General features: G+C 49.6%; 18 protein-coding genes. 3 read left to right on the top strand and 15 right to left on the bottom strand.

The window, feature by feature from the left end; all coding sequences use genetic code 11:
* Positions 1–113 precede the first annotated feature (113 nt).
* The 5 genes from LOZ80_RS11980 to LOZ80_RS11960 all read right to left on the bottom strand — a co-directional run bounded on the left by LOZ80_RS11980 (position 114) and on the right by LOZ80_RS11960 (position 11426).
* A complete protein-coding gene (locus LOZ80_RS11980; protein WP_238171650.1) occupies positions 114–3449 on the bottom strand; it encodes an endo-1,4-beta-xylanase in 3336 nt (1111 codons plus the stop codon).
* 37 nt (positions 3450–3486) lie between these two features.
* Positions 3487–6957, bottom strand: a complete 3471-nt coding sequence (locus LOZ80_RS11975; protein ID WP_238171649.1) for a right-handed parallel beta-helix repeat-containing protein — start codon at positions 6955–6957, stop codon at positions 3487–3489.
* A gap of 291 nt (positions 6958–7248) precedes the next feature.
* On the bottom strand, positions 7249–9039 hold the full coding sequence (locus LOZ80_RS11970; protein ID WP_238171648.1) for a cache domain-containing sensor histidine kinase: 1791 nt from the start codon (positions 9037–9039) through the stop codon (positions 7249–7251).
* Positions 9036–10133: a response regulator transcription factor gene (locus LOZ80_RS11965; RefSeq protein ID WP_238171647.1), complete on the bottom strand. Its 1098-nt coding sequence runs from the start codon at positions 10131–10133 to the stop codon at positions 9036–9038. Before LOZ80_RS11965 ends, LOZ80_RS11970 begins: the two co-directional genes overlap by 4 nt.
* 723 nt (positions 10134–10856) lie before the next feature.
* Positions 10857–11426 carry an SF0329 family protein gene (locus LOZ80_RS11960; RefSeq protein WP_238171646.1) on the bottom strand — a complete coding sequence of 190 codons (570 nt, stop codon included), beginning with the start codon at positions 11424–11426 and terminating at the stop codon, positions 10857–10859.
* 294 nt (positions 11427–11720) lie between these two features.
* Here LOZ80_RS11960 and LOZ80_RS11955 point away from each other — a divergent pair, with 294 nt between their 5' ends.
* Positions 11721–12122: a VOC family protein gene (locus tag LOZ80_RS11955; RefSeq protein ID WP_238171645.1), complete on the top strand. Its 402-nt coding sequence runs from the start codon at positions 11721–11723 to the stop codon at positions 12120–12122.
* 28 nt (positions 12123–12150) lie between these two features.
* Here LOZ80_RS11955 and LOZ80_RS39480 read toward each other — a convergent pair whose 3' ends face one another.
* The 5 genes from LOZ80_RS39480 to LOZ80_RS11935 form a co-directional block, all read right to left on the bottom strand.
* Complete coding sequence (locus LOZ80_RS39480; protein ID WP_443147063.1) at positions 12151–12297, bottom strand: Imm53 family immunity protein; 147 nt, start codon at positions 12295–12297, stop codon at positions 12151–12153.
* A gap of 68 nt (positions 12298–12365) precedes the next feature.
* Positions 12366–12890 carry an HD domain-containing protein gene (locus LOZ80_RS11950; protein WP_238172966.1) on the bottom strand — a complete coding sequence of 175 codons (525 nt, stop codon included), beginning with the start codon at positions 12888–12890 and terminating at the stop codon, positions 12366–12368.
* Positions 12891–13276: 386 nt separating this feature from the next.
* Positions 13277–13885, bottom strand: coding sequence for a DUF1349 domain-containing protein (locus LOZ80_RS11945; protein WP_238171644.1), 609 nt, complete (start codon positions 13883–13885; stop codon positions 13277–13279).
* 298 nt (positions 13886–14183) lie between these two features.
* Entirely contained in the window at positions 14184–14768 is a 585-nt protein-coding gene (locus LOZ80_RS11940; RefSeq protein ID WP_238171643.1) for a TetR/AcrR family transcriptional regulator, read from the bottom strand.
* Between the two features lie 7 nt (positions 14769–14775).
* Positions 14776–14934, bottom strand: a complete 159-nt coding sequence (locus LOZ80_RS11935; protein ID WP_238171642.1) for a hypothetical protein — start codon at positions 14932–14934, stop codon at positions 14776–14778.
* Positions 14935–15102: 168 nt separating this feature from the next.
* Here LOZ80_RS11935 and LOZ80_RS11930 point away from each other — a divergent pair, with 168 nt between their 5' ends.
* Both LOZ80_RS11930 and LOZ80_RS11925 read left to right on the top strand, forming a co-directional pair.
* Entirely contained in the window at positions 15103–16005 is a 903-nt protein-coding gene (locus LOZ80_RS11930; protein ID WP_238171641.1) for an SDR family oxidoreductase, read from the top strand.
* Positions 16005–17534 (top strand): MFS transporter, encoded by a 1530-nt coding sequence (locus LOZ80_RS11925; protein WP_337951016.1) that lies wholly within the window; start codon positions 16005–16007, stop codon positions 17532–17534. The genes LOZ80_RS11930 and LOZ80_RS11925 overlap by 1 nt, the downstream gene beginning before the upstream one ends.
* 162 nt (positions 17535–17696) lie before the next feature.
* Here the strand turns inward: LOZ80_RS11925 and LOZ80_RS11920 are convergent, their stop codons facing one another.
* The 5 genes from LOZ80_RS11920 to LOZ80_RS11900 all read right to left on the bottom strand — a co-directional run bounded on the left by LOZ80_RS11920 (position 17697) and on the right by LOZ80_RS11900 (position 22630).
* Positions 17697–17966: a hypothetical protein gene (locus tag LOZ80_RS11920; protein ID WP_238171640.1), complete on the bottom strand. Its 270-nt coding sequence runs from the start codon at positions 17964–17966 to the stop codon at positions 17697–17699.
* A gap of 280 nt (positions 17967–18246) precedes the next feature.
* Positions 18247–18885: an HAD family hydrolase gene (locus LOZ80_RS11915; RefSeq protein ID WP_238171639.1), complete on the bottom strand. Its 639-nt coding sequence runs from the start codon at positions 18883–18885 to the stop codon at positions 18247–18249.
* Between the two features lie 44 nt (positions 18886–18929).
* Positions 18930–20096, bottom strand: coding sequence for a M20 family metallopeptidase (locus LOZ80_RS11910; protein ID WP_238171638.1), 1167 nt, complete (start codon positions 20094–20096; stop codon positions 18930–18932).
* Between the two features lie 40 nt (positions 20097–20136).
* Positions 20137–21882: a dihydroxy-acid dehydratase gene (locus LOZ80_RS11905; RefSeq protein ID WP_238171637.1), complete on the bottom strand. Its 1746-nt coding sequence runs from the start codon at positions 21880–21882 to the stop codon at positions 20137–20139.
* On the bottom strand, positions 21866–22630 hold the full coding sequence (locus LOZ80_RS11900) for an SDR family NAD(P)-dependent oxidoreductase (RefSeq protein ID WP_238171636.1): 765 nt from the start codon (positions 22628–22630) through the stop codon (positions 21866–21868). The genes LOZ80_RS11905 and LOZ80_RS11900 overlap by 17 nt, the downstream gene beginning before the upstream one ends.
* Between the last annotated feature and the right edge of the window lie 194 nt (positions 22631–22824).

The following is a 22824-nucleotide window of genomic DNA, read 5'->3' as shown; positions in this document are numbered from 1 at the left end:
AAAAGGACCCCAAATACCACTCTTCAGTGGAATTTGGGGTCCTTTCATGTGTAAATTGGGATGTTCCCCTTCCATACGAACGCTTTTGGGACAGCCCCATATCGTACGAACCGTTACGGCTTTTCGCCTGTAGCTGCAAGGATGAACAAGATGCTGTTCTTATTGCTGACGATATCGATCGATTGAATGATCTTGTTCGGTTGGGGATTGTCAAGTACCGAGACGAATAATGCCCGTTCCCCCGTCGAATGTGTAATCACTTTCTCTCCGATCGGTACGGCCGGATCGATTCCGGGCACATACCAATCGTTGATGTTGACCTTGTTGAGCAATTCGTGCGTGGCCGTCGTGCCATCGTCATAATGCAGGATGAACTCTCCTAGTTTCGCTCCCTTGGCGGCATCTACATACATTGCCGTGTACAAGAAACCGACTTTCGCCAGCGCTTTGCCGACGGGGATCCCTTCAATCCGAGCAGGAATATTCGGACGGATGGCGCCTCCCACCGTTGCTACGGAAACCGGAGCACTGCGATCTTTGATATCGAACGGGACGCCTCCCACTGTACGTTTCCCAGTTTTGAAATCCGTTGCCCCCAAATTGTCTGTGCCGAGATCCGCCCAACCGCCTTGCCCATCCCCAGCCGTCTCATCCGTGTAGGTCTGGTTCATCGCCGTAGTCAGGTTGAGATACTCTTTCTTAGCATCAACAATCTGATTCGGCACCACCACCGAGCCGATTTCCCCTACGTATGTTAAGGAGATGTCGTCGAGCAGCACCTTACCGGCGCCGGAATAAATGCCGAAACCGATCGACTGTTTCACCGTAGGCGTTACGGGCACTTCAAAATCGAAGACCAACGGTACAAATTCCGTATCCGAGATATTCGTCAGATAGCCATCCTTCGTATTGTTCACACTCGGCGAACGATCATAGAAGAAGGTATAGGCCTTCAAACTCGAATCCCCGGCAAGACGTTTGAAATAAGCGGTAAGTCTGTATTTCCCTGGCTTGTGCAGCTCCGTATCCTCAAATACATAGACCCGTCCTCCCCCGGATGTAAGCTCCATGCTGTAATTTCCGGTTCGTGCCGTTTGGCTGAGAATAATTTTCGCCTGCGTATCGTTCGGATTAAGCTTATCCCTGAATGTCCAGCCTGTTGGAATAACACCCTGCAATCCCATCGCGGGATCACCAAGAACCTCTTCAAAGCTTTCGTTTGTGTGAAGCGGAACCTCGTCAAGCAACGTGGTCTTCGTCAATTCAAGCGGCTGGCTGCTGATGATGTAAGCCGCACTTTTGACACGCAAGACCGTTCTGCCGTTCTTCGTCTCGATCGGAATAGTTCGACCGTAGATGTCAGTCGCCTGCATAATACCGCCCGATGCTTCAATCTCGTATTCGCCGATCGCCGATCCAAGCATACTCAGGTAGGTGCCGTTTGCTCTGAGGAAGAAGTGGCGGACAGCAAAGTTATCGCTTGCGGCAAATGCATATTTCCCCAAATACCGATCCGCTTTGCGAATTTGGTTCTGGAAAGCCGCGACCACCTGAAAATCGGCATTCGGCGTCATCGTAAACCGATTGAAAAACACAACCTCCAAGCCCATATTGATGAAACGGTCATACCCTCTCTCCAAAAACATCGCAAACCACTCAACCGTCTTGAATTCACGCGCTTTTTTGTTGAATAAGGTATACCACATATGCTCGGACATCCAGTATGGAACACCCGGGCGTTTCTCCTTAAGCTTGTCGATCCATATATCTGTCTTAGCCGTCCCGCCGTAAGCATGCAAATTAAATACGTCAAAGTATCCCTCTGCATACTGATCCTCCAGCAGCTGCAGCGGCATCTGACTATCGGCACCATCGCTGTCGGAGAATCCGCTGGTTGAAATCAGCGCGTCTGGGTCGGCCCGCTTCGCTTCCTGGTATGCGATTCTCAGCATCTCCGCGTATAGCTCCGTCGAGCCTGGAAAGGCGGAAGGATCAGCCGGCGGATGGAAGTTGACCTCGTTGTAAATCTCCCAAACCTTCACATCGTCTTTGTAACGGGAAACCGTCTGGTAGACATAGTTCGCCCACTCTTGCAGATCGCGAGGCAGCCAGCGCTCCGGCCGCTTGGCCAGATCGCTCTTGGCTTGAATCTCCGGAGGAGACGGAATGGCTGCCCATTGGGGCACATAACCAAGCGTTCCGAGTATGTCCATACCGGCTTCCCTGGCTTTGGCGATGTAAGCATCCGTCTTCTCCCAGTCGAACGCTCCTTTCACCGGCTCAACGATCCGCCAGCGGAAAGGACTGCGTGTCGTCTTCACATTCATGCCCTTCAATATCGCCGGGTCAAAATCGTCCAACAGATACATGCCATAATAGTCGGCAAGCTTGCCGTCTGGGCTTGATGTATCGTTTGCCGGCAAAACGGCGATCCCGGTATCCCAGGTTGTAACGAGCTGGCCCTCGTAAGAAACTGTTGTCTGCAGATTGTAGTAGCCGCGTCCCGCCAACTCGGGCAACGCGATCTCATGGATATGATATCTTCTGTCACTCTGTGAAAGAACCGTAATTTCTTTCTCCATGACGGGCTCCCCGTCCTCATTGTTTGCTGTGATCTTCACCCGGTAGCTCTTCGGTGAATCGGACATGTTAAGAGAGACGAACGGAAACATGACAGGAGCACCTTCCGTAAACACCGATGTTTCCGGTCTGCCAACAGGCGTCAAGCTGTGGTAGCCTGTTGTCCGGTGCCAATTCGTACGCCTGTGTTCGATCTCCTTCAAGCCGTTGACCGCCAGTAAGCTCGTATCGGCATCGCCCGTAAATGAAGTCGCAGGGCTCGCTGTGAGCTCCGCCGCAGACAACGCTTTGGTCGATATTTTCAGCTCCTCGGTATGAAATGGTTCCGACTTGTCAACCTCGAATCGATAAGGCAGCAGATCGCTGCGTATCGGTCCCGCCATCGGCGCCGATTGTTTCAGCACGCCATTGACATATAGTCGCAGCTCCGTCCCCCAGGTTACGGCGATGTTGATACGTTGCCCAGGTGTGTAAGTAAAGGTAGTGTCCAGAGCCTTCTGTACATTGACCCCGTCTCGCAATATAAACGCGAGCCCGCGTTCCGGTCGGGCAGGAACATAGATGCCCAGGAGGGTATTCCCGATATCTTTGGTCGGCGCCACCCTGAAAGCATAATCCCAATCGTTGCCGAACTGCTCAAAATTTTTATCGATCCGCATTGTTAACTGTATCGTACCTTGGTCGGGGCGCAAGATACCAGGGGCATAATCTTGAAACAGCGTCTCCGATTCAGTAAAGTACGCATTGGCATCAGGTGCCACTGCAGCTGCTTGCCCGGCCGACACCGGCCCGGCAAGCGTCAGCAACAGCGCCAGCACCAGTAGCAACAGCAATCCCTGTCTAGCTTTTTTCCTTCCGTACTGGTTCATTTTTCTACCTCCGTAGGTTCCCTTCTTCGGATAACTGTTACCTTTTTATGATACGACGCGCGACATACGTCAGCTCGAACAAATCAATTTTGCCGTCCCGGTTCAGATCATAACCGCGAATCAGCGACCACTCCTCGCCGGAAGTGTTGGTCGAAGTTTTCCCATAATAATGGGCAATCAGCGCCAGATCACCAATCGAGATGCGCCCGTCGCCGTTCAGATCGCCGGCGGTCGCGGTAATTTTCCAACTCGTAAATGCTGCGATCGCTTCATTCAACACAGTCGTTGCCGCTTGGACCTGTCCGGCAGTTGCCGTCAGGCTGCCCGATACTTCTTCGGCAACTGCAATGGCAGCAGCCAGCAGCGCTTTTTGCTGATTCAGGGATCCCGGCCAATATTCGCCCACTTCCGTTCCTTCCGTCGCCGAGGCGAGCACGCTTGCCGCCGTGGCAATCAGCTCGTTCAACGCTTCCTTGTCAACCGTAGTCCCTACCGAAATCATGCGGGACGCGAGCGACAAGGCATATTCGCGGCCCTTCATATCTGCTCCTGTCGCCGCCGACACGCTGACATTCGTCGTGCCTGCCAGCGCTTGCTCGGATACGCGGAAGGTTACTTTGGCTATCGCCGAGTCACCTTCGAGCATTCCCGCATCGCCCAGAGCAGCTAGCAGCATGTGCAGATGACCATCGTCGTTCCCTTTGTCTGCCATCGCGACGACCACGCCGTTTCTTATGCCTGCGGCATCCACATACTCCAGTACATTAGGATCGTAGTCAAGCTTGACATCGAGTCCAGCCAGCTCGGTTACTCCGTGGACACCAAGCATCAGCTCGATGCTCTCGCCGGCAGCGACGACGGCATCCGACTGCAGAGTCACTGCCGATGCAGCGATCGCAAAGCGTACGACGCTCTGGTTATATACCGCGTCCGTTACAGTTAACTTGTAGCGGCCAGACTCCGAGACGGCCATTCCCGACAAGAAAGAAGCACGCTCCACGATCTCTCGGTCAATGGCAGATAGCGGCACCATTACCTTGGATATAGCAATTCGCTCCACTAGCCCAGATGGATCGTCCCCCGAATAATAGACCGTTTGAGGCATATAGCGCGACCGCATCCGGTTACCGCCAATGTCGCTTTCAATCCGGTAAAGAATAGCGGTTCCTTCGTTGAATTTCGGCATTACCGGCTGATCATAGACGGCTCCGTTGACAACGCTGCTAATAACCGGAGGGGTTCGGTCAATGGCAAAGGCGACGCTCCTTGAACGATTGGCGGGTACCGATATCGTCAGTACGTATTCGCCCTCCTGCGTCACCGGCGCGCCCGATACGAACGGCTCCGGTGGTCCGCCATTTTTGCGGAGCGTGCCAGTCCCTTCCGGAAATACCGGCTTCACGGTGTAATTGTATGCGTGTCCTTCTGCCACGCCTTTAACGATAATCGGGCCGAAAACGATAGAGAAGGATACCTCTGTCGCCAATCCGCCTGACGCCTCAACGCGCAGCAGATACGAGCCTTCTTCCCTTATTTCGCTGCCCGAAATGTATGGCAACTTGGCTCCGCCATTCTTACTAAGCGTTGCGACCCCGGCACTGTAAGTAGCCGTAACGACAGTGGAATAGACAACACCGCTCGATACGCCGTAAATGGCTGGCGGAACAGGCTCGCGGGACCATTCACTTTCGTACGCGCCAACATCCGGATGCATGCCTCGGGGAATCACATTTCCGTCTATGTCCACCGTCAATCCGACGTCGGCGCCGACATCCACGGCAGGCGATTGTTGCCTCAGCCGGTAATTCCCCGCAGCCGCTTCAACAAACAGCGGGCTGGCTGCAACCGAGTGCTGATCGTTTTGCTTGGCTGTCGAGTAGTATGCTCCGGTTATGCCGACGATTTTGTCTGCCGCAAAGCTCGTGATCACTCCGCCTTGGTTCCAAAACACACCGCCTCCGGAAGCAGGGTCGTACAAGTTGTTGTCGAGGATTAGATTGGTCACCTGGGCTTCGTTGTCCACATCAACCGCCAGCGTGTAATTCGCCGAATTGCCTGATATCAGGTTGTTGCGCATGGTAAGCCCGCTTAGCTGACCGCTATTGCCGCCGCTTGGGCCGACGACCCGCAGCTTGAGCGCCGCTTCACGCCCCGAATTGCTATGGAAGTCGGAGTCCGCAATCGTGTTGTTCAGCACACTTGTTCCGTTCATCTTCCCTTTCAGATTCATCAGCAAAATTCCGGAGCTTATCTGGTCAACTACGGTAGCGCTTCCAATTTGATATAGCAAATTGCCTTGAATCGCCAGGTTCAGCGAATCGGAATAGCTGGAGAATACCGCAATCCCGGTTCTTGCAATGTCATAAATACGATTATTTGTGATTTGCGTATTGGACGCCGACTCGATCAGGATTCCCGTTCCCGACAAACTGCCGCGCGACAAATTGCCGTTTTTTCCGCTATACGTGTCTTTCCCGATCTGCCGGACTGTGTTATGCGTTACGATGCTGCTCAGAGGGCGCGTCACAGTCGATGCCCCTCCGACATAAATGCCTACCGAATCGCCGTCGTCCGTCCTCAGCACTCCGATATCGTGCACCGTATTGCCGCTGATCAGGTTTCGATCCGCACCGTTTTCTATGAAGACGCCATAGAAATTCGCATCGTATATTTCGTTGCCGATCAACTTGTTGTCATCGGCAACCGTAATCCGGACGCCATGACGATCCGAACCGTGCATGCGGCTGTTGCGGATCGAAACATGGTGGCTATCGCCATAGATCAGGGCAGCATACGAATAACCTCCGTATAGATCCAGATCCTCGAGTTCCACGTAGCTCTTTTGATTGGATGAGAAGGCGAAACGATCATTCGTTACAATTTCCAGCTCGTGGCCCGAAGGCAATCCGGATGTAGGCTTATAATAAACGCTTGTTGTCACCGTATCCCAAGCCCATTCGCCAGACGCAAGCGAACCTTTTTGCGGCGCTGGAAGTTTCGCCTCGGTGTTATTGCCGGTCAGTCTTCGCCCGTCCTCCAGTACAACGATCTGCCCATTCTGGCCGAAAGAGACTGCTCGCCAATAATATTCGCCGTTAGCATTTGGCCCTTGCCAATCGGTCGCAAGCCTGCCTCCGCTGATGCGTGGAAGCGGCAGGTTGGTCGGCCCGTAACTGCCGAACACGATCGGGTTGTTCACAGTGCCCGACGCCCCTGGGGCAAATAATCCCCCCCGCCATATGTCGCCGCGCTTGAACAGTACTTTGTCCCCGGGCTGCAAAGCAGCCCCGTTCACTTTACTGATCGTTTGCCAGGCTGTTTCCGGGCTTTTTCCATCTTTCGTATCCAGACCTGCCGTCGCATCCACGTAATAAACGCTGCCCGCTGCGGAAACCGTACTGGGATTTTCGAGATTCTCCCACAGCAATGCTGCAGACAGGAGCACGACCACGCTCACTGCCAGCTTTAGCGTTTGGGATCGCGGCCACCTGAAGATAGGTGTTGCCATCAATTTTCAAACCTCCTTTGGTCCTTTAAAAATTAAACGATTCTTTCAAGCCGTAACCCATGCATAACCTCCGTCTTCCCTTTGCCGACCGGTCATCTGCCCCCTTTCCTATGTTTCTTCCATACTACCTGCGGCATGGAGTCGTCACAACGAGACAAATATGCGATTTGACTGAGAATCGTCCGGTGTTTTGCAGCGCTGACTGCCAAGACAAAAAAGACTCGTCTTCCAGCAACCGTGGCGATGCATTCGCCTGTTGCCGGCAAGAGAGCCTGATCTCACGCATATCTATTAATGTTCTTTGATCCGTCCCGGCTTGAGCCTCGCCGTAACCCGACAGCCTTGTCCTGGGGCGCTCTCGAAGCTCAAACCGCAGTCCTCGCCATAGTAGGCCTGGATGCGCTGATGCACATTTTTGACTCCGTAACCTTCACTGTACCGCTCTAGCACCGTGGCAAGCCGCTCCGAATCCATACCGGCCCCGTCATCCGCCACCTGAAGCAGCAGATCGTCGCCCTCCCTCCAGGCGCGGATCACGATATCACCCGACCGCTGCGGCTTCGGCCGAATGCCATGAACCACGGCATTCTCAACAAGCGGCTGAAGGATCATTTTGGGCATCACTTCTTCATCCGTCTCGGCCTCGACTTCCATTGTCAGCCGGATCGAGCCTTTGTAGCGGAAGTTGATGATGTACATATACCGCTCAACCCCGTCCAGCTCCTCGGACAACCGGATATGATCCTTGCCTCCGTTCAAGCTGTGGCGGAGAAACTTTGCCAGCGACTGCGTCACCTCTGCGATGTCCTTCGCGTCGATGCGCAGTGCGCTCCAATGGATAATATCGAGCGTGTTATACAGAAAATGAGGATGGATCTGCGCGTAAAGCAGCTTCATCTCCGTGTCTTGCTTGCTGATTTTCGCCTGATACACCTCTTCGATGAGTTGCTTGATCTCCACACTCATCCTGTTGAACGCACGCTGCAGCTGCGCATATTCGTCATTGCCGCGTACGTTGTCCTCCGTCTTCAGGCTGCCCTTCTCCGCATGACGGATAAGCCGCACGAGCCGCTTGAGCCGCTTGGTAATTGTGCCGGAAATAATTAACGCCGACGTCATCGCCAGCAGACAGATGACCGCCGCCAGTCCGAACAGAAAACGGGTCATCCAAGCGCTGTTAGCGCCAAGTTGCTCTTCCCCCATTATCAGATGTACAGTCCAGCCGAGCGAGGGGATAGCGCTGTACACCACATAATAGTCCATCAGCCCCCGCTTGATGCGCGCGATGCCCTTGGATGGTTCACCGGCTACCTCCGTTTGTACCGCTTCGAACAGCCCCTTGTCCAAATTGGCCGTGTACTCCGACTCGATAAGCTGTCCGTTGCTTGAGGTCACCGCAATGACGCTCCCCTCCGGCAGACGGATATCGCGAATAATATTCCAGACGAATCGGCTGTTGATTTCCAACATCAAATAACCCAAAGTCTTGCTCAATGTGCCGAGATCGCGAATCTCGCGCACATAGATCAGTTCGTCGCTGCGGGCAAATGACATCTGCGTAAAGTCTGAAGCGCCAAACCAGCCCTCATGCACATTTCCAGAAAGCATTGGCCGCAAACTCGGTTCCAGCGCCAGCAATTCAATGTTTCGAATATTCGGATTAGACGAGACAAAGCGGGCGTTGCCGTTCATAAAATAATGCACGGTTACGATATTATCAATCATTTCGTAATTCAGTATATTTTTGTTCAGCAGCATAAAAAAGTCGATTTCCTCGCTTAACGTCAGCTCCCTCTGCGAAACCGTCTTCAAAATGCGCTGAATATCGTAGCTGTTTTGCGCTTGATCGCCAATCGCCTTGGCCGTCTCCGTGCCATAGCCAATGTTTTTCTCCGCCTGCTTGATCGCCTCCAGATAAGCAAGCCCGGACTGCTGCAGCACAGTCTTGTGTATATTCATATAGGAAAAATAGACAAGCAGCCCCACCGGTAATACGATCAACAGCAAATAAGATATAATCAGCTTGGTCCGAAGACTCATGCTGTAATACACATCTCCGACCAGCCGAATCAGCCTGCTCATGACTGCTCCTCCCGGTAGTCCAGCGGATTGACGCCTGTCCATTTTTTAAATATACGCGAAAAATAATGCGTGTCCTGATAGCCGACCATCTTGGCGACCTCGTAAATTTTGACGCCCGGCTGGCGAAGCAGTTCCTTGGCCTTGTCGATGCGTATGGACGTTATATAATCGTTGATCGTCTGGCTGGTCTCCTTCTTGAACAGCGCCTGCAGATGACCCGGCGACACAAACACTTCGGCGGCAAGCTGCTGGATCGTCAAATTGCTATAATACCCTCGCCGGATGATCCCCTGCACATCGCGAACCGCCTTGCGTGAGCTTCCGCCTCTCTCCTCGAGTACCGCCGCCTTCATCTCCTGCAGCGTCTTCAATAAATAGTCTTCCAGCTGATAGCTGCTGTTCATCAAGCGCAGATGCTGCAGCGACGCGCGAAACGGCTCCCCGGTCGCGCCATCCTTGATCTGCAGGCGCACCAACGCTTTGATCACGATCTCGCCGCAGCGTGAACCGAGGAACAGCAAGGAGTCCATGCCATTTTCCCTCACGGTGCGGAAATAATCCTTAATGCATCGCTCCAGCAATTGCGGCTGATCGGATCCGGAACCAATCGTCTCCAGAATTCGCTCCTGCAGCTCGAACAAAGCCGGCAGTCCCGACGACGAGAGACTTTCCGCGAAATGGCGGCTGACATCCTCCTCCAGTCTCCGGTTGCTTCTTTCCTTATCCAGCCGCTCCAGCACCTTGCCGACAACCTGCCTCAACTCATCCAGATTAAATGGCTTGAGAATGTAGTCGACTGCCTCCAGCTTCATGGACGCCTTGATGAAACGAATATCCTGATGGGCGCTGATCATAATTGCCTGGATATCCGGCCTCTCCTTGCGCAGCTGCTCCACCAGCTCAATTCCGTTCATGACAGGCATCACGACATCCGTGAGCACGATATCCGGCTGCAGTCGCCGTGCCTTGCGCAGCGCTTCCTTACCATCCTCTGCTTCCCCGACAATGTCGATGCCGGCTTGTGCCCAATCGTGCAAATCGCGCAGTCCTTCGCGGGCGATATAATCGTCGTCAACGAGCAGTAACTTGTACATCTCATCCCCCCCCTCGAGAATTGCCCTTGATTACGCAGCTGATGTGAAAATCCGGCAGCGCCAACGTTTGATCCATCAAAAGCCGCCGCATTTCGAAACTGGAAGCGCATACATAACCGGAAAACACAGATGCTCTCCCGCTCCGACGTGTGCCACACCTCCGTAAGCGGCTCCCCGTCGCAATGGAAGCTTTCATAACTGCTTACCCCTTTAGTGTAAAGCGAGCATTTTTGCATGTGAATACCTAAAATAAACAATTTGCATATACATTCTTGCGAGGAGGAAATCTAAGATTCCCTGTCGTCGTCACTGCCGGAATCAAAAAAAACGGCTTTGTCTCCCTAAGAGATGAGCGGCTTCATTGCGGTTTTAAACAATCTAGCGAATCCTAGTTCCCCTTGGGCTTTGCCATGACAGAGAGCGTCGTGTGAAAAGGAACTATGATCCTCTATATGACGGGAACTGAGGTAAACGTAGCATGAAAGGGAACTGAAATCCGCTATTTAAGCGAAACCTGCTGATTCAAACCGGGAAACGGTGAAATAGCGGATCGTAGTTCCCTCTGGCTTGGAATATGGCGGTTTTCAGAATTATAGCGAACTGTAGTTCCCTCAAACTCGTTATCTTGACACATTTTGCTTGTAACGCGCATAAAAATCCATTTTATTCAGCAGATGCTTATCGAACTATTTTCTTGTCACTCAACATGTGCTTCATTAACTTTCAAAACGTACTAAGCCGTAGCTCATAAAAATACTGCACAATTGGGTGCTTTAACTTCATCTTCTCGGTCATGTTTAAAATTCGCTTTTTTCCAACTCTTCTGTCCACTAAAGCTAAAATATTCAATAAAATATCATTGCTCTCCAGGCTTTCCTCTATAGAAATAGATAAAAACTTATTTGCTACAACAACAAAATTGGATTTACTTAGTGCTGACTGTACGGATAAAATCTCTTTTGCATATTCTGATATTTTTCTATTTCTTGCAATTACTTTGAGACGATCCTCCGGAACTATCCCCTTGGTATCTTTTCTGACAGCTTCGATTTCTTCATTGTTGATAGGAATTTGGATATCTGGATCATTCTTTATTTCCAGTTCCGTATGATACCATCTGATTAAGGTAGTTATATCATTCATATTGAGTACGTTCTTTTTATCTACCGCAATATAACAAAGTCCTGCTTTATCAGGTAAATAACGGTAGCTGGTTGCGCGGTATTCGAATCTTCCATATAGCGCAGGACAGAGAAAACTCTCCAGAAGTTGCTTCAATTTGCTCCAGGCCATGTAATCCTCCTAATTAACGAGTGAACTTGCCATGTAATCCTTTGAATTCCATAAAGGCTTCTATATCCAATTGAGGCAAGTCGTTCTATTATCCATCTTACAATAACCATCACTTCGATCATAGTGGACTTCCCCACTTACTTGCTAGCACAAGTTGAGGTCGGGGTTTCTTACCAATGCAGGCTGCATAACAGGAATGTCATACCTTGGGGTTTCTTTTATAAGATTCGCTTCTGCTGCCAGAAGTAGAGTATAGTAGGAGTAGTTGAAAATAAATTTCAGGAGGCTACAGCCATGTCACAGGAGATTTGGATTAACCTGCCAGTCAAAGATGTTGAGAGGTCAACTGCCTTTTTCAATACGATTGGGTTCAATGCGGTGAGCGTTGGTAACGAGAGAGCCAAGCTTGCCATAGGCCAAACAACGATTCTGCTGTTCCCCGATGCGGCGTTTGAGAAATTTACAGGTGCAAAAACCGCAGATACTTCCCAAAGTGCCGAGGTAATATTCTCTATTGGCACTGAAAGCAGAGAAGAAGTAGATGCCTTTATTCAAAAAGTAGAGTTTGCCGGAGGAAGCATCTTTGGCAAGGCGAGTGAAACTGACGGCTGGATGTACGGCGCAGGATTTGCCGACCTGGACGGTCACCGCTGGAACCTGCTGTACATGGATGCGAGCAAAATGCCGAAACGCTAATAGGGAAACGCCGGTCACCCGCTTAAGGTTACCGGCTTTTTTTTATTTCAGCGATCTGCTCCCGTTTATCATGTTCGAATCTTTCTTTGACCAAACTTTCAAATGGTTTGTTTTCTAATGTAGTTTCTTGCAAATTAATGCTGACACACCAACCGGGATTATCGAGCGTAACGATTCCTGTCCGTTAGTGAGGAAAAGGCAGCCGAACATCATTTCTCGGCTGCCACGGTGTCTCTTATTCAGCTATCGTTTCTCATGGTATCCACTAACTGGTTTATCATCGGAATTATAAAGATAGCCTTCTTTTTTTGCGAAACTCCATAGATGATTAAATACTTCCGAGAAAGAATCATTATGATGTCTCCAGCTTTCGTTATAAGCTAATATCTTCTCGGGTGCAATTTGATTTTCTTTCCAAACCATTCCCTTTGTATGTACGTTCTGAGCAAAAGCCTGCATCTTGTCTATTGTCTTAACGAATTGTGATTCGAGTGTTTCTCCTGATTCAAACTCATCCCACAACTCATTGAATTCCCTGTTGAAGTCCTCTGGGAGCTGTGCAAACAGAATCTCAGCAGCTTCATCCTCTCTTACCTTCTTCCCAACACGTGCCTTACTATCATGGGTGAATGTATCACCAGCATAAATTTCAACTAAATCGTGAATTAGAATTAATTTTAAAGTTTTTTCTAAGTTAACTTCATAACCTATTTCCTTGTGTAACAAAAGAGCAAACATACACATATGCCATGTATGGCTCTGCATCATTTTCACGCCGTACCGTATTCGTTACATAGGTTTTACGTTCGATAGTTTTAAATTTGTCTAATACTGAAAGAAAATCAATTAACTGAGTAATACGGGTAAACATTAAAATTTCTCCCCCTCTATAAAAACAAATTATTCTCTTTCTGTATTACGCTATCGTTATCCGTTATCTCAATGAACTTTATTTAGTCTGTAAGCCAACCCAATAATATTCCTACTCTTTTTACTACTTCTATCCACTCTTCGCGACCTTCTATTTTCTGTATCATTTCTATAGCGGTTTCTCGTTTTATCCAGTCTACCTCTGATGGTTGTTAATTCGTTTGAAAAAAAATAAAAACCGTAAAAATTTGGAAATCGTAACTCGCCTCTTAAGATCGGGTGATTTATTTTATATTTCTTACATCTCTATTTGTATTAGGAAGGAAGTGTAAGTGATCGAACTGCACTGTACATCCATCACCAACTGGACTCTGGGCAACTACACCGACTTTTAAACTTTGAATATTATTCATTCCAAAATACCGCACTAATGCCCATTCAGTACCATCAAGAGAGTAATGAAAAGCTATGCAATTATCATATCGAGATACTCTTAAGAAAGGGTTTATATTCCCGACATAGTCACCGATACAATCATCCGAAATATCTTTAGTTACAACACTAATAATGGAAGGTCGACCTCTAAAATCCTCATAACATAACTTGGCCCAGTTATTCTCGTCTGCCATTACCATAAGGCATCCGGAGTCGTTCCGTTCACGTATGTCAACGCTGACCCGAGTGGTTACAATAAAATTTGCATTTGTTGTCGTATATAGGAATGGAGCAGAATTATTTCTTCTTTCCTGTGTGGGGTTATGAAAGAAGTCAGCGCGAGGTGGCGCGGTAATCCTAAGTGAATTTTGTTCAGAAAATTCCCATTCTTGGGGTTCATTAATCCATTTAAGAGAAGTATTTAGACTCTTCCCCACGCAGTTATTGAAAAGACTCATATCTAACCATCGCCACCCATTCGTTTAGTATAAATAATATAGTGTATATCTGTGTGATTATAAAAGGGGTTCCACCCGGATAAAAGCTTTTCATGTAGTATGACGAAGCTGATAAGTAAAATGCAGCCCGAATCCTAACGGATACGCGCTGCATTTTATTTATAAACTCAGTCGGTTCTCTGAAGCATTGTTCAACAAAAAATCAAGGGTATTACAGTGATCTCTTATCGTACGTCCTTCTTCGTTTAAAGTTCGGCTATGAAATTTTGGAGGCGTCGTCGCCGGGATGAGCCTTCGTTCACCGGGACTGTCGCGCCTGGAGGTCGTGAATAAAATTCTCGGCCAGCTCCCGCGGGACAAGTTGAGCCGGATCGCGTCCGCTCAATATCCAGAAGAAGCTAGGTCCGATCAGCAAGGCAGTGGCCTGGTCGAGCGGGACTGGCAGCGTATCCTTCCCGAGCGCGCGCTCGATCACGACACGAGCGCTATCGCCGAGCGGGTCTTTCGCGGAGAGCAGTTCCGCCACGACGGAGTCATGCTGCGCTTCTCCGAGGAGTGCCCGATAGGCGGCACCGGCCAGTGAGTGCGCGAGGAAACGCAGGAGTGCTTCCAGGTAAGCCGTGATGTCGTCCAAAGGATCTCCTGAGAGACTAATCGCAAGCTCCTCCTCCGCATCGGCTGCGCTGGCCTCAAACAAGATCTCTGCTTTGTGTGACCACCATCGATACACGGTCTGCCTGGACACTCCGGCTCTCTCGGAGATGCCCTTCATGGTCATTGCCGCATACCCGACCTCGAACAAGAGGTCGTCAACTGCATTTAGAATAGCCGTCCTCGCTTGCTCGTTTCGGGGACGGCCGACGGGATTGAGTTCTTTGTCCATGTCACAATTATACAAGTGGCGTTGCTTCTTGTCCATTTATGGAAGTGCGACACAGCTGGCCGCTTTTTAAATCGGTGACCGGACGTATTAATTGGTGCGCACCCGTCGCTTTCACCGCGACTACGGCTCTGTTCGCTGAGGCTTTTGTCACTTTGACAGCATTCACACACGTCTTGCTCCAAATAAATAGTGGACACCATGTACCGTTTATAGTATATTAAGTTACACGGTGTCTCGTAATTAATATAAACGGATGTCATCTTGCATTCTGATGATGCGAGTAACCGCAAAAATATGCTGCAGCCCACAAAAGGGCTGCAAGGAGGTAAAAAGAATGAATGTATTTGTCACTGGAGCAACTGGGTGGATCGGATCGGCCACCGTAGATGAGCTGCTGAAAACTGGACACAAGGTCGTTGGGTTGGTCCGTTCGGACGCCTCTGCTGCGTCACTCGAGGCGAAAGGCGCGAAGGTATTGCGCGGGGACCTCGATGACCTCGACTCTCTCCGCCGCGGGGCGGCCGAGGCGGACGCTGTCGTTCACCTGGCGAACAAACACGACTTTGCAAATCCGGCGGAGTCTGACCGAACGGAGCGGGTTGCAGTCGAAACCATTGCCGAGGCGCTGGTCGGTACCAACCGCCCTTTCATGGTCGCGACTGGAATGTCCGGTCTGTTTCAGGGGCGGCCGATACTGGAGACGGACCCGTCACCTGATGTGGGCACGGATTCTCACCGAGGCGGCGCGGAGAACCTCGCTCTCGACTACGTCGGTCGCGGAGTGCGGACTATCATCATCCGGTTCGCACCGACGGTTCACGGAGCTGGAGACTGGGGCTTTGTCAATTTCCTGATGAGCGCTGCGCGCAAGCATGGCGTGTCCGGGTACATCGATGACGGCTCCCATGCATGGTCCGCAGTGCACCGTTCCGATGCCGCCAAGCTCATCCGGCTTGGAATTGAGAAGGCGCCGGCCGGATCACGCTTGCATGCGGTCGCAGAGGAAACCATCTCCACCCGGGCAATTGCCGAAGCCATCGGCCGCTCACTCGATATCCCGGTGGCTACGATCGCACCGGAGGATGCAGTTGCGCACTTCGGTTTTGTCGGCCGCTTCTTCAAACTATCCATGAACGGTTCAAGCGAACGCACCCGTGAACTACTCGCATGGACGCCCGTAGGGCCGACTCTAATTGATGACATCTTGGCGGGTGCGTACAAGAAAGCCGGGCAATAATGAGCGACCCCCAGACAATGTCGCCTGGAGCTGTGAATCCGCCACGGAAGCCTGGACTGGTTCTGGCTTGCGTGTGCGCGTGTACCATCTTGGTCGTGGGCCTTGTTGCCGCCATCAATTTGGCGGTTCCAAAGCTTGCTGCCAGCGGGTTGCACCCGAGCTCTTCGGAGCTGCTGTGGATCGTTGACGCGTATGTCGTCGTGTTCGCTTGCTTGGTCATCCCAGGCGGAGCGGCCGGCGACCGGTTTGGACGCAAGGGCGTACTGATTGCCGGGCTCGTCACGTTCGCAGTTGGAGCTGCGATCTCGGCAGCCGCTGGGAACGTGACGTGGCTGCTACTCGGTCGTGCGATCACCGGCGTCGGTGCGGCCATGGTGCTTCCGAACTGCGTGGGCGTACTTATTCACGAGACATTACCAGAACGACGCAGCCGGGCCCTCGCCATTTGGGGCGCGATGACCGGCATGGGCGGGCTCGTCGGCAATATCGCCGGCGCGGTGCTGCTGACTGCCGGCTCGTGGCGGACGCTATTCGCGGCCATTGTGCCAATAGCACTTCTTTGTGTGTTTTTGACGGCACTGGTCGTACGACGCAGCAGCCGCAGCCCGCGCAAACTTGACCCTGCTGGCACGGTTTTGCTTATCGCGACAACCATAGCTCTCTTAATCGGCATCATCGAGGGGCCGGAGAACGGTTGGAACAGCTTCATCGTTATCGCCGCGTTCGTCGCCAGTATCGTACTCGGCTCTGTCTGGGTCGTGGTCGAACTGCGCGTTCGTCACCCCTTGCTCGACCCGCGTCTGTTCCGCATCCCTCTGCTCAGTACCGTCAGCCTTGGCATGCTCGTGATGTTCTTCGGCAGCTTCGGCCTTTTCTACCTCAACGCTTCGCTCCTGCAGTACGGTCGCGGGTACTCCGTCCTACAAGCCGGATTTGCGATTGTTCCTATGACGGTGCCGATGCTGCTCGGTGCACGATTCGTTCCTGATCTGGTGAGGCGCTTCGGCATTCCCCTAACGCTGTCTGCGGCCTTCCTCGCCATTGGCATCGGACTGTTCGGTCTGGCCTCCGCCGTGTATCAGCCGTACTTTGCCTACGCGGCTTGGCTCGTCCTCATCGGGCTTGGCTTCGCGCTCGCACTTCCGTGCTTGACAGCCGAACTCACCTCGGCGCTGCCCGCCGAACAGGCTGGCGTTGCAGGAGGACTTCAATCTGCTACTCGAGAACTCGGCAGCGCCCTCGGCGTCGCGGTTGTCGGCACCGTGCTGACCGAAAGTTTTACCCGTCATCTGCCGGCAAGCCTTCAGCATGTCGACCCGATCCCGCGTACGGTCGCCGAGGGAGTCGCTACAGACCCCGCTCAACGAGCTGCGATCATCGACGCCTTCACCACCGGAGCCATTTCCGCGCTGCAAGTTGCGAGCGTCGTCACGCTCATCGCAGGCGTCCTCATCGTAGCGGCAGCATTCCAGGCGCGTCGACGGGAGCGCAGCTCAACCATTGTGGGATCAGCAGCCCCCGATCGATAAGAAAGCTCAGCCCCTTCCGCCATAACGACGGAGGGGACTTTTGCCTTCCGTAAGCATAAACCACACATGTAGCACTAAATTCTCCCCCAATGAGGAATCATTTTCCGCTTAAATACTCTCTAAATCTTAAGATTTAGATGATTTGCTAAAGTTTCCGTTAACTTAAAATTCAGCCTGGTTTACTATGTTTTCAAACAATTCTCTATAATGAATTAATCCAAATTCTTTTTCAAGTCCATTTACACTACTCCAGAAGTTTTCCTCATTAAATCCTTCAAAATCCTCCGTAATGGACAAAGCAAGATTGTGAAAAGCATGTGCTATTCGAAATACTCGATTATAGTTACTTGCATTGAATTCGCCACTGTTTTTAATATCCAATAGCGCTTGATAATTAAGAGCTAAATAAGCCTTCCGTTTACTTTCCTCCAAAAACCATCACTCATTTCAAAATAGACTCTGATGTATTTATTCGTAGTATTGTTCTTTAATCCCTCTCTGATTGTCGAGAGTTCATTAACACAAACACCCGGGAGTATTAAATGAACAAAAAAAAGGAACTTGCAAAGCAAGCTCCTCAACTATAGTTACTCAAATGAGCAATCACTTTTTGTTGCGCTAACAACATCCATTACTAAACTCCGATGGCCGAATGGCCCGAAGCATGAATATGGTGTTATCTGTCGTAATTGGACCTCTTCAGTTGCTCCTTCTAAAGATCGGTTACTTTAATATCTTTAATTGAGTTAACAATAATGTCTGCCCTTGATAAATCTTGATTCCCTGAGTTTTTGTTTATAAATCCAATACATGTCATTCCTGCAGATTTTGCGGATTGAATTCCATTTCTAGAATCTTCAAGAACCATACAGTCAGACGGATCGACTCCCAAAAGTCTAGCAGCTTCTAAATAGACATCCGGCTCTGGCTTGCCTTTTGCTACTTCTTCTCCACTAACTATGCAATCAAAATAATCCCGTATTTTAAACTTTAATAAGACTTCGTTTATAAATTTGATCGGAGAAGAAGACGCTATTCCTAATACTATATTGTGCTTTTTAAGTTCGAGGATTAATTCATATATACCGTTAATTGGACTGATTTCAGTTGTTCTTATCCATTCAATCTTTGAAGAAAGTTGATATTCGATGATATCGGATACTGAATTTGAGAGATTGAATTTTTGTTTTAAAATCTTCCACATTTCTGGATTGGTCATTCCAACGAATTCTTCTAGTTCCTGAGGGGAAATAGTAACCCCAAAAAAATTCATTGTCTTAACATCAATATCAAAGTGCATTGGTTCACTATCAATAATGACACCATCCATATCAAAAATAAAAGCTTTCAAGATTTCATCTCCCTGATATATCTAGGATTTCAATGATCCCATTTTCATGTTGCTTCATTCAGCATAAATTCTTCGATCAGCTTCAGATACACTTTGACCGTTATTTCTAGCTCATTAATTTCGACATACTCCACATCTCCATGTGCGGTATGTTGATCGGGTCCACAGCATAACACCGGAACTCCCAAAGCATTTGCCAAAATACCGGCATCCGTAACAACCTTTTTCCCGACTAAGGGAAGATTAATTTTTCTCACTTGGCTAACAGCTCGCTGCAGCGCAGCAACTGCTGAGCTGTGTTTATCAATACGATAGCCGTCTCTTACTTTTAACATATCGAGATGGATTTGAACACCATGCTGCTCAGCAAGCTCATCCAGTCTGAGCTTTAATGTTTGTTCCACATTCTCGAATGTATGATGCGGATCATATCTTCTAACACCAACCAGGACCGCCTGATTTGGCAGCTGGTTATAGAATTGACCACTGTGAAGCGAACCGACAAAAAATGAAGCATATCCGATATCCTCTATCCATTCTTTTTCCAGCTCTATATTCCATTGATCTAATAATCGCACGACTTCAGCGGCAATAGTGATCGGATGTGGCGTGTTTGGTGCCGCATATAGCTGATGGCATGTGTCTCCCTCACGTTCAACTGTAATTTCGAAGGTTGCCGATCCAAGCTGAGCTATCGTACAATCTACAGATGCTCCCTCCATAACAACTGCGAGATCAGCTTTCAGCGGGATTTGTGAGGTCAAGGCGTACAAATCCTCGCCTCTGCCCCCCGGACTTTCGTGCAAGCTGTTGGCGACGATGATTAATTTGCCCGGCAGCACGGTATTCGTCTCGTGTAAAATTCGCACGACCTCCAGAATACAGGCGAGTGAGCCTTTCATATCGCAAGCACCTCTGCCATAAATCCGCCCATCTTTTACTTCCGCTGTATCATGAGCAAGAGGAACTACATCCATATGCCCGTTGAAAAGGATTGATTTCCCTCCGCAGTCTTCCCCATAGACGGCGACAAGCGTAGGATTATTCGGAATAAATTCGTAGCGCTCTACCGTACAGCCCACTTCGCGAAGCATCTGCTCATATCTGGCCGCTGCATCCAGCGTATTTCCAGTTGCGCTAGGAATATGGACCAGATCTAAGGTATCGGAAATTACACGATTGATATTCACATTTTCTAAGGCATTCATCATGAATGGGGTCGCCTGCTTTCATTAAGATTGGAAAGCCATATCAGCCCCGGCCAACAATCGGGGGCACGAATACGGCTTCCTGCTTATTTTTCGGTCGCAGAATGTCCAAATCGCAGCCTTCGTGGGCTTGGAGCGCATGGTCTGCAAACAACCGCGGGTAACCGCGGGTATGCTGCGGTTCAGGAGCTATCCATTCAGCTAGCCTAGCTGCAATTTCTTCTTCCGAAAGCATCAGATTTAAGGATGATGCCTCTATATCCAGCTCAATCCAGTCGCCATTTTGGATAATCGCAAGCGGTCCGCCAATGGCTGATTCAGGCGAGACATGCAAAATTACAGCCCCATAACTAGTCCCACTCATTCGGCCATCGCTGATTCGAACCATATCGCGAATTCCAAGCTTAAGCAGCTTCGCAGGAATTGGAATTGAACCCCATTCCGGCATGCCCATTGCCACAGGGCCGCAGTGCTTTAGAACAAGCACGCTGCTAGCGTCAACCTCTAAATCATCACTGTCAATTCGCGCTAGCATATCCAGATAATTCTCGAAAACCACAGCTTGACCGCGATGTTGAAATAGCTCTGGTGAAACGGCTGATTTTTTGATCACCGCTCCGTGAGGTGAAATATTTCCTTTGAGGATGGCAAATCCGGATTTAGCTTTAAATGGCTCTGCAATAGAAGAAATTACTTCCGAGCTCTCTTCATTTTCCCACATTTCACGTCCATAAATCTGCTCTATTGTTTCCCCTGTACATCCCAAGCAATCTGTATTCAGCAGCGGCAGCAATTTCTGCACCACACGCCGCAAGCCTCCCGCATTAAAAAAATCATCCATACTGTGCATGCCGCTCGGCTGTAAATTAACGATCAGTGGAATATCAGCCGTTAGCTCAGCATAGGTTTCGATCGGGATGCGAATGCCCAGTCTGCCTGCAATAGCAGTCAAATGAATCGTTGCATTCGTTGAACCGCCGATAGCAGCTGCTAGCTTTATTGCATTGCTGAAAGCCTCCATAGTCATCAATTTAGATGGCGTGAGCTGCTCTCGCACCATTTCTACGATTCGAATACCTGTAGATTCTGCCGTTACTTTGCGATGGGCATGTGTGGCTGGGATGCTCGATGTACCTGGAAGCATCATGCCAAGCATTTCCGACAGGCTCTTCATTGTTGAAGCGGTACCCATCACAGGACAGCCGCCTAAACTGCATGAAATCGATTTCTCCAATTCATTCCAATCCTTCTCGGAGAACAGCCCTGCTTTATAATCGTCGGAATATTTCCATAAGTCGGTTCCGTAATTGACCTTTTTCCCCTGGAAGCTGCCTGAGGAACGATGCCCTGCTGCCAATTGAAGAGTAGGCAAATCACAACTTGCCGCCCCCATTAATTGAGCAGGAACTGTCTTGTCACATTCACATAGCAGCACCACTCCATCTATAGGCTGAGAGCGGATGCTTTCTTCTATGTCCATAGACAACAAATTGCGATATAACAGATCGGATGGTTTCATGAAATCTGCCGGAGTGGAAATCGTATGCATCTCAATTGGATAACCTCCAGCAAGAAGTACTCCCCGCTTCACGTACTCTACCAGCTCTTTATGAGGATAATTGCAACTATTAAAATCATTCCACGCATTGAAAATTCCAATAATTGGCTTCCCAACAAAAGAATCAGGATTATGTCCCATTGCCCTCATGGCAGATCGATGTTGAAAAGTTAATTCCGCATTTTCATTATTGAACCATTCACTACTGCGTAATTTATAATTCGCTTGCATTCGCCAGATGCCCCCCATCCACAACTACAGTGCTCCCATTGACAAACGCAGCTTCCTCAGAAGCCAGGAACAAAAAAGCGTTAGCAATTTCTGCGATTGTTCCCTTTCGTTTCATCGGGTTTTTAGCTGAAACCTCATCGAGGTCGCGGTTTTCCTTCTTCAGTTCATCGTCCAACGGAGTACCAATATTCCCTGGTGCTACCGCATTAACGCGAATCCCATATGCTGCAAGCTCCACAGCCATTGATTCCGTCAATAGTACGACTCCCCCTTTTGAAGTATTGTAATGCGCTAATTGACCACTACCTTTTAACCCATTCTTAGAGGTCATGTTAACAATGCTCCCGCCACTACCTTGTTCGACCATTTGTTTGGCTACAAGCTGGCTAATCAAGAACATCGAATTCAAATTTACATTCATAATTTGGTTCCATCGGTTGAGCGGGATGTCGAGGAAGGACTCCCGAACGGCCATGCCAGCATTATTAATTAGGATATCTATGCCGTTCCAGCGGGAGATGGCTTGTTCTACTACTGCTGGAATAGCAGACAGATCATTCAAGTCAATGACAGCGTAATCAAAACTATCGGCATACGCTACAATTTCCGCTTTCAGCATGCTTAGTTCCGTTTCCTTGATATCCAGAATGAATACTTTAGCACCCTCACGTAAAAACCGTTCAACAATTCCCTTTCCGATACCCCTTGCTCCACCAGTAATTAACGTGCGCTTGTTGCTTAACCTCAAGATAATCATTCCTTCCTGCAACTGAGCTTCTTCTTTTTTGGCATTGTTTAATAGATCCTCATGCTGAAATCATCCTGCAAACTCATTTTACATCAAATAGTTCAATATGTTGAATTGTAATTATAAAAACTTTACCTGTATTATATGAATCTTTACCTTATCCGTCAACGGTCGTTATTCTTGACAGACAAACC

It is taken from the genome of Paenibacillus sp. HWE-109, assembly GCF_022163125.1.
Classification (GTDB): Bacteria; Bacillota; Bacilli; order Paenibacillales; family NBRC-103111; genus Paenibacillus_E.
Note: the sequence above shows the minus strand (reverse complement) of the source record. Positions and strands in the feature narration are given on the sequence as shown.

Excerpts from the sequence above, each read along its gene's own strand:
- LOZ80_RS11945 (WP_238171644.1), bottom strand. The coding sequence starts at position 13,885 with ATGAGTCTTTTCAATAACTGCGTGGGGAAGAGTCTAAATACTTCTCTT.
- LOZ80_RS11930 (WP_238171641.1), top strand. The coding sequence starts at position 15,103 with ATGAATGTATTTGTCACTGGAGCAACTGGGTGGATCGGATCGGCCACC.
- LOZ80_RS11940 (WP_238171643.1), bottom strand. The coding sequence starts at position 14,768 with ATGGACAAAGAACTCAATCCCGTCGGCCGTCCCCGAAACGAGCAAGCG.
- LOZ80_RS11925 (WP_337951016.1), top strand. The coding sequence starts at position 16,005 with ATGAGCGACCCCCAGACAATGTCGCCTGGAGCTGTGAATCCGCCACGG.
- LOZ80_RS11905 (WP_238171637.1), bottom strand. The coding sequence starts at position 21,882 with ATGCAAGCGAATTATAAATTACGCAGTAGTGAATGGTTCAATAATGAA.
- LOZ80_RS11950 (WP_238172966.1), bottom strand. The coding sequence starts at position 12,890 with ATGATGCAGAGCCATACATGGCATATGTGTATGTTTGCTCTTTTGTTA.
- LOZ80_RS11910 (WP_238171638.1), bottom strand. The coding sequence starts at position 20,096 with ATGATGAATGCCTTAGAAAATGTGAATATCAATCGTGTAATTTCCGAT.
- LOZ80_RS11965 (WP_238171647.1), bottom strand. The coding sequence starts at position 10,133 with ATGTACAAGTTACTGCTCGTTGACGACGATTATATCGCCCGCGAAGGA.
- LOZ80_RS11975 (WP_238171649.1), bottom strand. The coding sequence starts at position 6,957 with ATGGCAACACCTATCTTCAGGTGGCCGCGATCCCAAACGCTAAAGCTG.
- LOZ80_RS11970 (WP_238171648.1), bottom strand. The coding sequence starts at position 9,039 with ATGAGCAGGCTGATTCGGCTGGTCGGAGATGTGTATTACAGCATGAGT.
- LOZ80_RS11955 (WP_238171645.1), top strand. The coding sequence starts at position 11,721 with ATGTCACAGGAGATTTGGATTAACCTGCCAGTCAAAGATGTTGAGAGG.
- LOZ80_RS11960 (WP_238171646.1), bottom strand. The coding sequence starts at position 11,426 with ATGGCCTGGAGCAAATTGAAGCAACTTCTGGAGAGTTTTCTCTGTCCT.
- LOZ80_RS11980 (WP_238171650.1), bottom strand. The coding sequence starts at position 3,449 with ATGAACCAGTACGGAAGGAAAAAAGCTAGACAGGGATTGCTGTTGCTA.